At 74.0% G+C, this 14,360-nt stretch carries 14 protein-coding genes; 11 read left to right on the forward strand and 3 right to left on the reverse strand.

What is annotated here, in order from left to right; genetic code table 11:
* Positions 1-66 precede the first annotated feature (66 nt).
* The 3 genes from Dfulv_RS27210 to Dfulv_RS27220 all read left to right on the forward strand — a co-directional run bounded on the left by Dfulv_RS27210 (position 67) and on the right by Dfulv_RS27220 (position 3,240).
* Positions 67-1,965, forward strand: coding sequence for a glycoside hydrolase family 9 protein (locus Dfulv_RS27210; RefSeq protein ID WP_259856274.1), 1,899 nt, complete (start codon positions 67-69; stop codon positions 1,963-1,965).
* A 56-nt stretch (positions 1,966-2,021) separates the two neighbouring features.
* Complete coding sequence (locus Dfulv_RS27215) at positions 2,022-2,144, forward strand: hypothetical protein (protein ID WP_259856276.1); 123 nt, start codon at positions 2,022-2,024, stop codon at positions 2,142-2,144.
* Between the two features lie 337 nt (positions 2,145-2,481).
* Positions 2,482-3,240, forward strand: coding sequence for a TIGR04222 domain-containing membrane protein (locus Dfulv_RS27220; RefSeq protein ID WP_259856278.1), 759 nt, complete (start codon positions 2,482-2,484; stop codon positions 3,238-3,240).
* Positions 3,241-4,280: 1,040 nt separating this feature from the next.
* Here Dfulv_RS27220 and Dfulv_RS27225 read toward each other — a convergent pair.
* Positions 4,281-5,498 carry a PQQ-binding-like beta-propeller repeat protein gene (locus Dfulv_RS27225; protein WP_259856280.1) on the reverse strand — a complete coding sequence of 406 codons (1,218 nt, stop codon included), beginning with the start codon at positions 5,496-5,498 and terminating at the stop codon, positions 4,281-4,283.
* A 427-nt stretch (positions 5,499-5,925) separates the two neighbouring features.
* On the opposite strand from Dfulv_RS27225, the gene Dfulv_RS27230 reads away from it, so the two are divergent.
* From Dfulv_RS27230 to Dfulv_RS27250, 5 genes are read left to right on the forward strand one after another with little or no spacing between them, the layout of a single operon-like run.
* On the forward strand, positions 5,926-6,543 hold the full coding sequence (locus Dfulv_RS27230; protein WP_259856282.1) for a ThuA domain-containing protein: 618 nt from the start codon (positions 5,926-5,928) through the stop codon (positions 6,541-6,543).
* On the forward strand, positions 6,528-7,628 hold the full coding sequence (locus tag Dfulv_RS27235; protein WP_259856284.1) for a Gfo/Idh/MocA family protein: 1,101 nt from the start codon (positions 6,528-6,530) through the stop codon (positions 7,626-7,628). Before Dfulv_RS27230 ends, Dfulv_RS27235 begins: the two co-directional genes overlap by 16 nt.
* A complete protein-coding gene (locus Dfulv_RS27240) occupies positions 7,621-8,610 on the forward strand; it encodes a hypothetical protein (RefSeq protein ID WP_259856286.1) in 990 nt (329 codons plus the stop codon). The genes Dfulv_RS27235 and Dfulv_RS27240 overlap by 8 nt, the downstream gene beginning before the upstream one ends.
* Before the next feature lie 47 nt (positions 8,611-8,657).
* Entirely contained in the window at positions 8,658-9,785 is a 1,128-nt protein-coding gene (locus Dfulv_RS27245; RefSeq protein WP_259856287.1) for a sensor histidine kinase, read from the forward strand.
* The gene (locus Dfulv_RS27250) at positions 9,782-10,447 is read left to right on the forward strand and encodes a response regulator transcription factor (protein WP_259856289.1); all 666 of its coding nucleotides are present in this window, start codon (positions 9,782-9,784) and stop codon (positions 10,445-10,447) included. The genes Dfulv_RS27245 and Dfulv_RS27250 overlap by 4 nt, the downstream gene beginning before the upstream one ends.
* Here the strand turns inward: Dfulv_RS27250 and Dfulv_RS27255 are convergent.
* Together Dfulv_RS27255 and Dfulv_RS27260 are read right to left on the reverse strand one after the other, a co-directional pair.
* On the reverse strand, positions 10,439-11,269 hold the full coding sequence (locus Dfulv_RS27255; protein ID WP_259856290.1) for a MerR family transcriptional regulator: 831 nt from the start codon (positions 11,267-11,269) through the stop codon (positions 10,439-10,441). The genes Dfulv_RS27250 and Dfulv_RS27255 overlap by 9 nt on opposite strands.
* 83 nt (positions 11,270-11,352) lie before the next feature.
* Positions 11,353-11,832, reverse strand: coding sequence for an NUDIX hydrolase (locus Dfulv_RS27260; protein WP_259856291.1), 480 nt, complete (start codon positions 11,830-11,832; stop codon positions 11,353-11,355).
* 157 nt (positions 11,833-11,989) lie between these two features.
* Between Dfulv_RS27260 and Dfulv_RS27265 the strand changes: the two genes are divergently transcribed.
* The 3 genes from Dfulv_RS27265 (at position 11,990) to Dfulv_RS27275 (ending at position 14,339) form a co-directional block, all read left to right on the forward strand.
* Positions 11,990-12,658: an NAD(P)-dependent oxidoreductase gene (locus tag Dfulv_RS27265; RefSeq protein ID WP_259856292.1), complete on the forward strand. Its 669-nt coding sequence runs from the start codon at positions 11,990-11,992 to the stop codon at positions 12,656-12,658.
* A gap of 44 nt (positions 12,659-12,702) precedes the next feature.
* Entirely contained in the window at positions 12,703-13,362 is a 660-nt protein-coding gene (locus Dfulv_RS27270) for a hypothetical protein (RefSeq protein ID WP_259856293.1), read from the forward strand.
* A 122-nt stretch (positions 13,363-13,484) separates the two neighbouring features.
* Positions 13,485-14,339 (forward strand): alpha/beta fold hydrolase, encoded by an 855-nt coding sequence (locus tag Dfulv_RS27275; protein WP_259856294.1) that lies wholly within the window; start codon positions 13,485-13,487, stop codon positions 14,337-14,339.
* Positions 14,340-14,360: the final 21 nt, after the last annotated feature.

Consider the following 14,360-nt stretch of genomic DNA (forward strand, 5'->3'; position numbering starts at 1 on the left):
TCGATACGGTCCGGCAAGAATTGGAAAGCACTCTTCCTGTTCGATGTCGATCGTTGCGAGGTCGCCGTGCCACGACTGCTCGCCCCCGCCGCCCTCACCACGGTCCTCGCGCTCGGCGCGGCCACCGCCGCTCCCGCCGCCGCGGCCGCACCGCCCGCCACGGCCGCCGCCCCGCAGGCGGTGATCCGCGTCGACCAGGTCGGCTACGCCACCGGCGAGGCCAAGCGTGGCTACCTGCTCGCGACTCGCGCGACGGCCGGCGCGCCGTTCACGGTCCGCGACACCCGGGGCCGCACGGTGCTCACCGGCCGGGTCGGGCCGAGCGCCGGCGCCTGGAACGCCCGCTACGGGGCGGTCCACCCGATCGACCTCAGCCCGCTGCGCACCCCCGGCACCTACACGGTGCGGGCCGGCGGCGCGGTCTCACCGCAGTTCCGCGTCGCGGCCGCGGCGGAGCTGTTCGGCCCGCTCACGCGCGACGCCGTGTCGTTCTTCACGGTCCAGCGCGACGGCGCCGCGGTGGTGCCCGGCCCGCTGCACCGCCGGCCGTCGCACCTCACCGACCGGCGCGCGACGGTGTACGACGTGCCGAACTTCACCGGCGACGGCGGCGACGTGCTGGCCGAGCGCCCGACCCCGATCGGCGGGCCGGTCGACGTGGAGGGCGGCTGGTTCGACGCCGGGGACTACGTGAAGTTCGCCCACACCACCGCATACTCGGTGGCGGCGCTGCTGCTCGCCGAGCGGGCCGGCGGCAGCGGGATCGGCGCCGAGGCCGAACACGGCCTGCGCTGGCTGGACAAGATGTGGGACGCCGGGCGCGGCGTCCTCTACGTCCAGGTCGGCATCGGCACCGGCAGCGAGGAGCTCGGCCTGCTCGGCGACCACGACGTGTGGCGCCTGCCGGAGGCCGACGACGCGCTCGTGACCGGGCCCGGCGACGAGTCGTACTTCCTGAAGTACCGTCCCGTGTTTGTCGGCGGACCGGCCGGCGGCCCGGTGAGCCCGAACCTCGCCGGGCGGCTCGCGGCGGCGTTCGCACTCGGTGCCCAGGCCGCGGCGCGGCGCGGCGACCGGACGGCCGCCCGGCACTGGCTCGGCGAGGCCGCGTCGCTGTTCGCCCGCGCCCGCACGACCGACGTCGGGGAACTCGTCACCGCCTACCCGCACGCGTACTACCCCGAGGACTCGTGGGCCGACGACCTGGAGTACGGCGCCGTCGAGCTCGCGCGCGCCGCCCGGCTGCTCGGCGACCCGCGGGCCGACGGCTGGCTGCGCGACGCGACGCACTGGGCGGCCGTGTACCTCGGCTCCGGCAGCCGCGACACGCTCAACCTGTACGACACCAGCGCCATCGCGCACGCCGAGCTGATCACCGCGCTGCGGGCGGCCCGGCTCGACGGCGAGGTCACCGAGCGGCAGCTCGTCGCCGACCTGCGCCGCCAGCTCGACGCGGGTGTCGAGGCCGCCGCCGGCAACCTCCTCGGGCACGCCGCCGACGTCGCCGACTTCGACGCGGCCTCGCGCAGCTTCGGCTTCGCCGCGACCGCGCGGCTGTACCGGACGGTGACCGGCGACCGCTTGTACGACGCCTTCGGCACCGCGCAGCGCGACTTCGCGTTCGGCGTCAACGGCTGGGGCGTGTCGCTGATGATCGGCGCCGGTGCCGACTTCGCCCACTGCCCGCAGCACCAGGTGGCGAACCTGTCCGGCTCGCTCACCGGCGGCCGCCCGGTCATCCGCGGCGCAGTGGTGAACGGCCCGAACGGCGCCGACAACTTCACCGACATCGGCATCCCGGACGGCGCCCGGTCCTGCCCGGCCGGCGGCGGCAACCGGTTCGCCGCGTTCGACCGTACCGACGCCCGGTTCCTCGACGACGTGCGGGCCTGGCCGAGCGTCGAGCCGGCGATCGACTTCACGGCCACCGCCGCGCTGGCCCTGTCGCTGACCGCGGCTGGGTGAGACCCGGGGTGGCACCGCCCCGTGTGATCCGGCCGGGCGCGGGGTAGCCGGGAGGAATGCGATTCGGAAACGTCGAGATCCGCCCGCTCGGCGGCGCGCTGGGCTGCCTGCTGATGATCGTCGGCTCGATCCTCCTGTCGATCATCCTCACCGTGGTCGTCAACCTCCTGCTCAGGTGACCGGCCGTCACGGTGGGGCAGGTTCCGAGCGGCGTTCCGATCATCTCCGTCGCGGACCTGCCCGGCTTCGCCGAGTTCGTCGCGTTGAAACTGGACGGCGGCGGTGAGCTGGCGCTGGCCGCGGTCACCGCCGGCGAGCCCGGTGCGCACGGCCGCACGGTCCGGGTGCGGAAGGCCCGGCAGTTCGAGCTGTGCGTCCACACCGACGACGTGGACGCCGCGGTCGACCGGCGGTCATCTGCGCGACGCTGCAGCCGGGACCTGAGCACCGCAAGGTTTGCGCAGGTTTCGCGCCGCGCAGTGGTCCGCGTCACGGTCACCGCCGCACACTGCGACCGTGGACATCGACGGAGAGCAACCCGGCCTGTCGGCGACGGAGGTCGCCTGCCTCGCCGGCGGGGACCGGGCGGCCCTGCGGACCGGTCTCGCGATGTTGTACGCGCGGGGCCTGCTCGACGCCGACCAGCGTGGACGCCTCGAGCGAACCGGCTCGTCACCCCGCGACGGCGAGCCGCTGGAGCGGGTGCTGTTCGCCGCTCTCGTAGGCCGGCTCCACCCCGGCGAACTGCCCCTGAAGCCGCGCGTCCGCACCGCGCTGCGCGACCTGCGCCGGCGGCTTGAGCGGCAAGGTCTGCTCCGCCGGCCATGGGTGCGCGTGGTGTTCCCCGTCGTGTTCGTCACCGTGCCGGGGGTGGCGACGGCCCGGATCGGCGCCGCGGGGCTGCTCGATCCGGCGGCCGGTCTCGCTGTGGCCCTGGCCGGGGTCGTGGTCGCGCTCTGGTTCGTGCCGCGGCGCACCGCCGCCGGATCGCGCGTGATCAGCCGGCTCCGCGGCAGGCTGGCCGGGGCGCTCGACCAACTCGATGCGCTGCGGGCCGGGGCGCCGGACGGGCGGCTGCCGGCCGAGGCGGTCGGGACGGTGGTCGCCGTGCACGGCGCCACCGCCGTCCGCCGCCTGTTCCCCACCGCGACGCGTGCCCTGCTCGGACACGGCCGCCGGGACCGCGTCATCGGCGTGGACCACGCCGAGGAGGGCCCGTGGACGGGTGCGGCGAAGAGTGAGATCAGCAGCGAGAACCCGACGTCACCGTTCTAGCCAGTGGCCCTGGCCACGGGCTCGACCAAGCCCGACGTTCTTACGGCGGCGACCTTCGGGGTTCACACGTGATCGCGGTCTTACCGCAATCATGGCCAAGCACCGGACCGAGGGGGGTCGCGTTTCATGATCACGGAACTTTCGCGGGCCTGGAACCCCGCAAAACGTCCGTGATCATGAAATCCGCGCCGCATGTGCGCTCAGACGCGCGGTGGGGAGTGCTGCGCCCGGGAAGCTGTGCGGGCGGAAGCCGGCCCGTGTCTGCGCCAGGTGGCGGTGCCGCGCCTGGAAGCCGTGTGGCCGCACCTGGGCAGCGGACCATGTGCTCCGCCGCCCGGGTCCGGTTTGTCCATACCGTGCTGGGCATGGGACGAGGGCGCCGGGTCGCGGCCGGCCGGAGCATGATCGTGGGAAACTCCTGGTCGCCGGGGAGCCTGTTGCGCAATTCGGATCCCTCGCGCGTCAACCCCCGACAAAACCGCGCCGATCTTGGAGTTGTGGTCCTTGACAAACCCGGACAAATTCGGAGGTTCATGGCGCCACAACTCCAAGATCGGCGCGTAGTTGGGCCGCCAACGCTGTCCCAGCGAATTACGCAACAGGCTCCGGGGCAGCCCGAAGTTTCCCACGATCATGAAGGCGGAGCGTCGAGGAACAGGGCACAGGCGCACGGCGGTGCTGAGACGGCGGCGCCTGCGCCCGGGTGGTGGCACCGTGACCATGAACCATGGCCGGACCACCCAGCCGCGCTCAGCCGCCACACTCATGATCGCGATCATGGCCGCCACCGGCCGGACCGCAGATAGGCCAGTCCCGTCGTTCATGGCGCATCGGTAGGCGAGGTGATCGGGGCGAGGGTTCGTGATCCGCCAGGTTCAGCGCCGGATCGTTGGGCGACGCATCCGTGACCTGACCGCCGTGAGGCGTGTCCTGTCTCATGACATGTCCCCGAGGGTCGCCGGCGGCGTGGGGAAGTCCGGCGGCCCCGTCGCCAGGGTCCTTGACCTGCCCGGTCCGCCCCCTGCCGGCGCGGCACCGCCTCAGCTCAGCGCCAGGACGGCGCTGTCGGTCGCGACGTACAACACGCCGCCGGCCAGGGTGAGCGGGGTGGCTACCTCGTCGTACTCGCCGGGAGCGTCCGCCGACCAACTGGTGGGCTCGTCCAGTGTCAGGTCCCATCGGGATTCGCCGGTGCCGGCGTCAACCGCGTGCAGCTGCCCGCCTTCGACAGCCAGGTGGAGCGTCCGGCCGGCGAGCAGCGGCGTCCCCACCACCGGTGCGGCGAATCGGCGGCTCCACCGCAGGTGCCCGGTGGCGGGGTCGAGTGCGTGCAGCCCCTGGCCGCTGGGGCAGTAGACCAGATCGGGGCCGAACACCGGAGCCGCGCCGAAGACGTCCCCGACGTCCACGCCGTCCGGCTCGGCCAGCGCGACGTGTTCCCTGCCGGTCTGCGGATCAAAACCGACCAGTTCCAAGGAGGCCGTCCCGTCGGCCCCGCACCACCGGCCCCGAACCACCCAGACCAGGCCCCGAGCGTACACCGGATGGTTCGGCGCGACGGTCAGGTCATCTCCCTCGCAGCCGGGGCGCTCGCACTCGAGCTGCGTGTCGTGGAAGCCCCACAGCAGCGCACCGGTGTCCAGGTCGACGGCGTGCAGGCCACCGTGAGTGTGGTTGCCCTCGAACCCCTCGGTCAGAAACATTCGGCCGCCGGCCACCATCGGGAACGACGCCAGCAGGCCGAACCCGCCGTCCGGGGCCGATGCCACACGCCACCGCCGGTCACCGGTGGCCGCGTCATATGCGGCTGCCGTGTGCAGGTCGTGAAGGACCAGCAGCACATCGCCGGCGACGGCGCCGTGGTGGCTGCTGATCTCCGGAATCCGCCACCGAACCCGACCGGTGCGGCGATCATGTGCGAACACCTGCTCGCCCGCCTCGACGAACACCAGATCCCCGGTCACCGCCGGCAGCGCCGCCACCGCGGACAGCGCCGCCGAGCCGTCCTCGTGACGCAGTTCGTGCCGGTGTTGCCAGAGCGTGCCACCGCTCGCCGTGTCGACGGCCTGGACGCGACCCTCGGCATCACCGAGGTAGGCCACACCGCCGGCGACTGTCGGCAACGCCGGCCCGGCACCCGAAGCGGCCAGCCGCAGGCGAACCCGCGGACGGTTCACCACCCCGGGACCCGGGCAACCGCCGGTGCGCGCCAAGTCACCCGACGGCAGGTGCACGCCGTCACCAACCACGATGCTCACCGTGCCTGTCTACCAGCACGCTCCCGGCCGGTCGTCGCGGGCCGCTGCCGCAGACGCCTCGAACAGGATCGGGGCCCGGCCCGTCGCACGGCGTCGCCCTCGGCCGCGAGGGCCGCATACGCCGCCACCGTGGCCGGGGTCGTGATCCGCTCGTGCAGCAGGCGCATCGCGCGCCGGCCCAGAGTTGCGCAGGACGATGAGGTCGCGGCGGATCGGGATGCCAGATCACTCCACTGTGGACATCGGGCAGCCAGACGTCCGGCATCGGCGCCGCCGACCGGGACACCACCGCACTGCGGCCGACGGCGGAGCCGCTCAGCCGGTACCATCCGAAGTCCCTACCGCTGGAGGGCTTCACCGTGCCGGTCTCCACCCGCCTGAGCCGCGACCCGCTGGGCTTCATCCCCGTCCACACCTGGCGGCAGACATGACCACTGCCGTCGTGGTCCGCGGCGGCTGGGAGGGCCACCGCCCCGTCGAGGCCACCGATCGTTACGTCGCCCGGCTCCGCGACCGGGGCGCCGAGGTCGTCACGTCGGACAGTCTCGACGTGTACCTCGACGCCGACCTGCTGGGCCGCGCCGACCTCGTCGTGCAGTGCTGGACGATGGGCACCATCACCGCCGAGCAGTTCGCCGGCCTGTCCGCCGCCGTGCGCGCCGGCACCGGGTTCGCCGGCTGGCACGGCGGCATCGTCGACGCGTTCCGCGCCTCCCCCGACTACCAGCACCTGACCGGCGGCCAGTTCGTGCACCACCCGCCGGACTTCGTCACCTACGAGGTGCGGCCCACCTCCGGCCACCCCGTCGTGGCCGGCATCGGCCCGTTCACGGTCCACACCGAGCAGTACCAGGTGCACGTCGACCCGTCGATCGACGTCCACGCGGTCACCGACGTCGACGGCGTCGCCATGCCGGTCGTGTGGACGACCCGGTGGGGCGCCGGCAAGGTGTTCGTCACCACCGTCGGCCACCGCCTCGAGGACCTCGAGGTCCCCGAGCACGACGAGATCATCATGCGGGGGCTGGCATGGGCGACGCGCTGAACGTCGGCATCATCGGCGCCGGCAAGATCAGCGCCGCCTACGCCACCACCCTCGCCCGGCTGCCCGGCGTCACCATGACCCGCGTCGCCGACCTCGACGCCGGTCGCGCCGCCGCCCTGGCCGCGGACTTTCCGGGTGTTCGGGCCGGTGCGCCCGACGAACTGCTCGCCGCCGACGACGTCGACGTGGTGCTCAACCTGACGGTGCCGCAGGCCCACGCCGCCGTGGCGCTCGCCGCGATCGCCTCCGGCAAGCACGTCTACGGCGAGAAGCCCCTCGCGGCCGACACGACCGAGGCGCGCAGCGTCCTCGACGCCGCCGCCCGCGCCGGCCTCGCCGTCGGCTGCGCACCCGACACCGTGCTCGGCACCGGCCTGCAGACGGCCCGGTCGAGCCTGGCGGCCGGTGACATCGGCACCCCGGTCGCCGCGACCGCCTTCATGGTCACCCCGGGACACGAGCGCTGGCACCCGTCGCCGGAGTTCTACTACCAGCCCGGCGGCGGCCCGCTGTTCGACATGGGGCCGTATTATCTGTCGGCGCTGGTCACGCTGCTCGGACCGGTCCGCCGGGTCACCGGCATGACCGCCGCGCCGCGGGCGACCCGCGAGATCGGCGCCGGCCCGCGCGCCGGCACGGTCTTCCCGGTGAACGTGGCCACCCACGTGACCGGCGTTCTGGAGCACGCCGGCGGCGCGCTGTCGACGCTCATGATGAGCTTCGACGTCTGGGCCGGCCAGCTGCCCAGGATCGAGGTGTACGGCAGCGCCGGCTCCCTGTCGGTGCCGGACCCGAACCATTTCGCCGGCCCGGTGCGGCTGTTCACCGCGACGGCCCAGGAATGGGTCGACGTGCCGGAGCGCGCCGGATACCGCGACGCGGCCCGCGGCTACGGCGTCGCGGACCTGGCCCGGTCCCTGCGCGACGGCACACCGCCGCGCGCGTCGGGCGACCTGGCGTACCACGTCCTCGACGTCATGGAACGGCTCCTGGAGGCCGCCGGGAGCGGGACCTCGGCCGAGGTCACCAGCACCTGCACCGTCCCGCCGCCGGTGCCCTTCGGGGCGGTGCCCGGGGATGCGTGACGTCCGGGAGCTGCTCGCCGCAATTCCCGAGCTGGCCGCGTACGAGCGGACCGCGACCCGGCTGCACCCGCGGCCCGGCGAGGTCTCCGCCGCGGACAGCCACGTCGGCGGGCCCCTGCGCTGGCCGGCCGGCGAGCCGTGGCCCACCTGCGACGCGCCCGTCTTCGCGATGCAGGACGTGCCGCTGCCCGGCGACCTCGTCCGGCGGCTGCGCGACGCCGAGCGGCAGCGGGTCCAGCGGCACGTCATGACCGAGGAGGAGGTGGCGCTGCACCGGGAGATCGCGGCGGTCGTCGGGCCCGGGTACTCCGGCTTCGGCTCGGTCGGCGGTGGCCCGGTCGTCGGCCGGCGGTTCGGGGAACGGCCGCATCCGCGGCCCAACCCGCTGATCCCCGTCGCGCAGCTGCGGGCCGCCGACATCCCGGACCTGCCCCGGCCCGGCGGTGCCGACCTGCTCCAGGTGCTGTGGTGCCCGCACCTGCACGCGGCCGGCCCGACCGGCCCGACCGTCCACCTGCGCTGGCGGTGCGAGGCCGACCTCACCGGCCCGTTCGCCGAACCGCCGGACGGCGAGCCCGCCGACGACGACCTCGTGCCGGTGCCGTGCCGGCTGCACCCGCAGCGGGTCGTCGAGTACCCGTTCCCGCAGGAACTGCCCGACACCATCCGCTCGCGGGTCGGCGCCGGCTACCCGGGACTGGCCCTGGCACCCGGCTGGAAGGTCGGCGGCCACGCCGACTGGAGCCTCACCGACCTCGGCGAGACGCCCTGCCCGCGGTGCGCCGGCCCGACGGACCTGCTGCTCGTCGTCGACTCGAAGGAGTACGACGGCGGCACCCCGGACCGCTGGCGCCTCGCCGACGACCCGGACCCGGACGAGGCCCGCGAGCCGACGGGCGTGGTGGTCGGCCGCCACGGCGCGCTGCGCGTCTTCGTCTGCCTGCGCTGCCCGGACACCCCGTCGCTGCTCGACCAGCAGTGACCGCCGGAGTAGCCGCGTCCGGGCGCGGCTGCTCTACAGTTCGTTGCATGACCCAGTCCGGTCCGCGGGTGGAGCAGCGGCCAGGCCCCGGCCTGGCGGTGCTGACCGCGCTGGTTCAGGCGCTCGGCACCGCGGCGCTCACGCGCGGCGAGCCGGCCGACGTCGGCGTCGCCGGCTACGTGCTGCTCGTCCTCAGCGGCCTGGCGCTCGCCGACCGGCACAAGAGGCCGCGGGTCAACGGCATCATCGTGGCGGCGGCGATCGTCACGTATCACGTGCTGGACCGCCCGGACGGGATCACGTTCATGGCGCCGGTCATCGCCGCCTCGGCCGCGATCACCGCCGGGCACCGCTGGGTCGCGTGGGGCGTCGCCGCCGCCTCGTATGCCGTGTGGGCCGTCCTCGACGGGCCGACCGCGGGCCGGGCGCTGACCGTGGCGGCGATCCTCGCCGGGGCGGGGCTGGTCACCGAGATGGGCACGGAGGCCGTGCGGCTGGCCAAGCAGGCCATCCGGGAGCAGCGGCGGCTCGAGGAGGAGCGGCGCCGCCGCCGGGCCAGCGAGGAGCGGCTGCGGATCGCCGCCGAGCTGCACGACGTGCTCGGCCACCACCTGTCGCTGATCAACGTGCGGGCCGGGGTGGGCCTGCACCTCATGGCCCGCGAGCCCGAGGAGGCGCGGCTCGCCCTGGACACCATCCACCGGGCCAGCGCCGAGGCGCTGCGTGAGGTGCAGTCGGTACTGAACACGCTGTACCCGACCGGGGAGGCCGCGCCGCGGGCCCCGGCGCCCGGCCTGGACCGGCTCGACGAGCTGACCGCCGACGCCGGCCTGCCGGTGCGGACCGTCGTCGACGGCGAGCCCCGGTCGCTGCCGTCCGGCGTCGACCGGGCGGCGTACCGGATCGTCCAGGAGGCGTTGACCAACGTGCGGCGCCACGCCGGCGCGGGCGCCGCCGCGACCATCACCGTCGAGTACCGGCCGGAGGCGCTGGTGATCCAGATCGACAACCACGGCGGCGCCCGCGAGCCCGCCGACGCCCCCGCGGGTAACGGCATCACCGGCATGCGGGAGCGCGCCGCCGCGCTGGGCGGCACCCTCGCCACCGGGCCGGAACCCGGTGGCGGCTGGCGGGTCCGCGCCGACCTGCCCCTCGACCCGGAGCCCGCACCGTGATCCGGGTCGTCCTCGCCGACGACCAGGCCCTCGTCCGCGCCGGTTTCCGGTCCCTGCTGGCCGCCGAGCCGGACATCGAGGTGGTCGGCGAGGCCAGCGACGGCGCGCACGCGGTCCGGCTGGCCCGGCAGGTCCGCCCCGACGTGATCCTCATGGACATCCGCATGCCCGGCGTCGACGGTCTCGCCGCGACCCGCCAGATCGCCGCCGACCCGGCGCTGGCCGGGGTGCGGATCGTGGTCCTCACGACGTTCGAGCTCGACGAGTACGTCGCCGAGGCGTTGCGGGCGGGAGCGGCCGGATTCCTGGTGAAGAACACCATGCCGGCCGAGCTCATCAACGGCGTGCGGGTCGTGGCGGCCGGTGACGGCCTGCTGTCGCCGAGCGTGACCCGGCGGGTGATCGAACAGTTCGCGGCACGGACCGCCGCCCCGGCCCCGCCGCGGCGGCTCGCCGAGCTCACCGAGCGGGAACGCGAGGTCGTCGCGCTGGTCGGCACCGGCCTGTCCAACGACGAGATCGCGGCCCGCCTCGTGGTGAGCCCGGCGACGGCGAAGACCCACGTCTCCCGGTCCATGGTCAAGCTCGGTGCCCGCGACCGGGCGCAGCTCGTGGTGTTCGCCTACGAGGCCGGCCTGGTCCGGCCCGGCTGGCTACGCTGAGCGGGCCACCACCTCGAGCTGGAACTCGTGGACCCAGTTGGCCGGCTCCTGCGGGTCGAACTCCAGGCACACCTCCCGCGCGTGGCCCACCGGCCGATAGCCGTTGTCGTCGATCCAGCGGGCCAGGATCTGCATGCTGCGGTCCGCCTCGTCCATCGAGCCGCGGTGCACGATCGTCGCGGCGGTCTCGATGCCGGGCAGGTCGAGCACTTCGAGATCGTCCGGGCCGGCGGTGTCGGCGGCCACCTCGACGGCGGCGTGCACCGTGACCTCCGGCGTGTCGGGCAGGGGCACGTAGTACGCGATCGGGGCACCGGACGGGCGGAGCCCGGCCGCCTCCAGGCGCCGCCACATCTCCGTGTAGAGCGGCCCGATCACGGGGCCGACGTCGGTCCCCTCGTAGCTGGCGGCCGGCGCCGACAGCTCGGCGACGCGGGCCGGTGCGATCCGTTTGAGCACCACGTCCTCGGTAGGCATGTGTCCCTCCTCCTCGATCATGCGCAGCCGCGTCTCGACCCGGAGCAGCCGGGTGGCGTCCGCGGACAGTTGCGCCTCCAGCTGCGCCCGGCGCAGGCGCAGCATGCCGAGCATCTCGGCGGTGGTGACCTTCTCGTCGAGAATGTCGGCGACCTGCTCGAGTTTCAGGCCGAGATCCTTCAACGCGACGACCCGGTTGAGCCGGCGCAACTGGTCGGCCTGGTAGAACCGGTATCCGGTGGCCGGATCGGTCACCGCCGGCCGGAGCAGCCCGATGGCGTCGTAGTGGCGCAGCATGCGCACCGACACCCGCCCGAGCACTCCGAACTCCCCGATGCTGAACACGGCTCCATCCTGACGCCTGACACCGTGTGAGGGTCAACCGTGTTGCCGTGACGAGTGCGCCGGACCGTCCTCGAACGGAGCGGTCATCCCAGCGCCGCCGCCGCGCGCAGGTCGCGCAGCACCCAGGGTGGGCAGTCGGGGCTCGCCTCGGCCTCGGCCGGGGTGAGCCACAGCAGGTCGGCCACCTCGTCGGCGGAGGCCGCGACCGGTTCGGCGCCGGCGGGCACGGGTGCGCGGAACACGACGTTGACCACCGGGTCGCCGTCGTCGGTGACAAACAGCGAGCTCGCCGCGTACGTGAGGGGGACGCCGGTGAGATCGACGCCGATCTCCTCGGCGACCTCCCGGCGGGCGGTCGCCTCGAGCACGTCCGGTGCGACCCCGCCGGGCTCCACCTTGCCGCCGACGCCGCTGAGCAGCCCGGCGGCATGGGACTCCCCGGCACCCCGCCTGATCAGCAGCCAGCGGCCGTCGCGATGCAGGAAGACCTCGACGTTGACCACAAACGCGGGCCGGCCCCGCGCTGTCAGGCAGGCCGGTGCGCTGCTCTCGATGTTCGTCATGAGGCAGCAGGTTATCCGGTGGCCGCGGGTGAAGGCGGGCGTCCGCTGTCCCCGGCGCCGTGGCGACACGTGGTCGGATGCGTTGTCAACCCGGCGCGGAACCAGGTGGTTCATATGATATGGTTTCCATATTGTTTGAGATGGAGAGGATCCGATCATGAAGCTCACCATCGTCGCGGCGACCGGCGGCATCGGCCGGCACCTCCTCGACCAGGCCGTCGCCGCCGGCCACGACGTCACCGCGCTGGTCCGCAACCCGGACAGGCTCGCCGGGCTGCCGGTCCGCGTGGTCGCCGCCGACCTCGCCCGGCCGGATCCGGCGGCGCTGCGGTCGGCAGCCACAGGCGCCGACGCGGTGCTGTCCGGCCTCGGTGCCCGCACCGCCGCGGAGGCCGGCGTCGCACGGCGCGGCACGCAGGCGGTGATCGAGGCGATGCGGGAGACGGGTGCGCGTCGGATCGTCGTCGTCAGCGCCGCGCCCATCGGCACCGTGCCGTCGCCGGCCCGCCCCAACCCGCCGCGCCACGACCCCGGCGACGGCTTCTTCATGCGGCACCTGGGCGCACGCTTCGCCCGCACCGCGTTCCGCACGCACTACGCCGACCTGGCGCGGATGGAGGACGTCCTGCGCGCGAGCGACCTGGACTGGACGATCTCCCGCCCGCCGAGGCTGACCGACAAGCCGCTGACCGGGAGGTACCGCACCGCGCTGGACCGCAACGTCCGCGGCGGCCTGACGGTCCCGCGCGCCGACGTGGCCCACCACATGCTGGCCCTGATCGACCAGCCCGAGTCGGTGCACCGGACGGTCGGCATCGCCACCTGACCCCGACCCTCCCATGTGGACCGGTGTGCCCTAGGGTCGGGCGGATGACCGAGGACATGAGCGGCGCTGAGCACGGGGAGGCGCTCGTCGAGAGGGTCGTCGACACGGTCCGGGCCGACCCCGGGCGGCTGGTGCTGGACTACAACCCGTGGGCCGGCCCCTGGGTGGACGGCGACGCCGATCCGATGCCCGCGGAGGTGCTCGCCACGGCCGCGTTTCCGAGCGGGCGGCCGCTGCCGCCGAGCCTGCGGCGCTGGCTGGCCTTCGACACCGGGATGCTGCGGCGATCCGGCTGGTTCGACGCGGGGTACACCTTCACGCCCCGGTCGATCGGGCAGCTCGCCCGCGACGAATACGGCGACGGGTTCGGCTCGATCTACGACAACCCGGCGCTGGTGGACCGGTTCGACGAGTGTTTCCTGCTGCCCGGCGGCAGCGACTCGCGGCGGGTGCTGGCGACCGGCGTGGCCGGCGAGCACGGGGAATACCCGGTGTTCGCGCTCGACGTGGACGACCTGCCGTGCATCGAGCTGATGTACCCGGGCTTCGACGTGTACCTCGCCGACACCGCCGGCCTGCTGGACGACGAGCACCGCGTCGGCTACTCCGCGCTCGCCGCCGACCGCCGGTACGGTCCCCGGATGCGCGAGCACGCCCGCAACGTCTTCGCGGGCGGGCTCGCCGAGGACTTCACCAGCTGGTGAGGGTCAGCCCCGGTGCGGAGGATGCCCAGGGCGGTGTACCGCTGTTTGAGACTTGGTGCCCGACCATCAGCGTGAAGTCGCGCTGAACCTTCACTGGGCGGTTCAACGATACGGTTAAGGTCATGACTGCATCGCCCGAGGTACGACTCCATGACGGCAACACCATCAGCATCGAGGTGCACGGTGCGGGCCCCACGGTGCTGCTGCCCGTCAACCCGCGGCCGGTCGAGGGGCCGCAGGCCGACGAGCTGCGCAAGTGGGGCGCCGACCCGGCCCTCGGCCGCACGCTCGTCGACGGCCTGAGCGACAGGTTCCGGGTGGTCGCCTTCGACTACGAGGGCCACTGCCTGCAGGTGCCGAAACCCGCCACGCTGACACCGGACAACGTCGCCGCCGACCTGCTGGCCGTCGCCGACGCCGCGGGCGCCGACCGGTTCGCGTACTATGGGTACTCCTGGCTGGCGGTCAGCGGCCTGCAGCTCGCCGTCCGGACCGACCGCCTCACGGCACTGGTGATGGGCGGATATCCGCCGCTCGACCAGCCGAACCAGGAAATGCTCCGGGTCACCACGGCGACCCACGCGATGGCCACGGCAAACGCGGCGGCACCGCCCGTGCCGGCGCCGCCGTCCGACGAGCCGGACTGGTCGACGGCGCCGATGACCCTGTCCGAGGCGCAGACCCGCCAGTTCGCGACGCTGTACGAGGCGCTGCGGGACTTCGACGACCGCGCCGCCCTGGCCCGGCTCACCTGCCCCCGGCTGTGCTTCGTGGGCTCGGCCGACGAGATCACGTATGAGGAGCGTTGGGGCGGGGTCCACGTCAGCCTCGCCGGCCCCGTCGTCAGGGGGCGCGCCGAGCTGGAAGCCCTCGGCTGGCAGGTACGCGTCCTGGAAGGTCTGGACCACACGCAGGCCATGCAGGCCGCCACCGTCCTGCCGATCCTGCGACCCTGGCTCGCCGACCGGCTCGGCTGACCGTGCGCGGGTCCGGCCCGG

Source organism: Dactylosporangium fulvum (assembly GCF_025137375.1).
Taxonomy (GTDB): domain Bacteria; phylum Actinomycetota; class Actinomycetes; order Mycobacteriales; family Micromonosporaceae; genus Dactylosporangium; species Dactylosporangium fulvum.

Excerpts from the sequence above, each read along its gene's own strand:
- Dfulv_RS27240 (WP_259856286.1), top strand. The coding sequence starts at position 7,621 with ATGCGTGACGTCCGGGAGCTGCTCGCCGCAATTCCCGAGCTGGCCGCG.
- Dfulv_RS27260 (WP_259856291.1), bottom strand. The coding sequence starts at position 11,832 with ATGACGAACATCGAGAGCAGCGCACCGGCCTGCCTGACAGCGCGGGGC.
- Dfulv_RS27275 (WP_259856294.1), top strand. The coding sequence starts at position 13,485 with ATGACTGCATCGCCCGAGGTACGACTCCATGACGGCAACACCATCAGC.
- Dfulv_RS27245 (WP_259856287.1), top strand. The coding sequence starts at position 8,658 with ATGACCCAGTCCGGTCCGCGGGTGGAGCAGCGGCCAGGCCCCGGCCTG.
- Dfulv_RS27235 (WP_259856284.1), top strand. The coding sequence starts at position 6,528 with ATGGGCGACGCGCTGAACGTCGGCATCATCGGCGCCGGCAAGATCAGC.
- Dfulv_RS27270 (WP_259856293.1), top strand. The coding sequence starts at position 12,703 with ATGACCGAGGACATGAGCGGCGCTGAGCACGGGGAGGCGCTCGTCGAG.
- Dfulv_RS27265 (WP_259856292.1), top strand. The coding sequence starts at position 11,990 with ATGAAGCTCACCATCGTCGCGGCGACCGGCGGCATCGGCCGGCACCTC.
- Dfulv_RS27215 (WP_259856276.1), top strand. The coding sequence starts at position 2,022 with ATGCGATTCGGAAACGTCGAGATCCGCCCGCTCGGCGGCGCGCTGGGC.
- Dfulv_RS27230 (WP_259856282.1), top strand. The coding sequence starts at position 5,926 with ATGACCACTGCCGTCGTGGTCCGCGGCGGCTGGGAGGGCCACCGCCCC.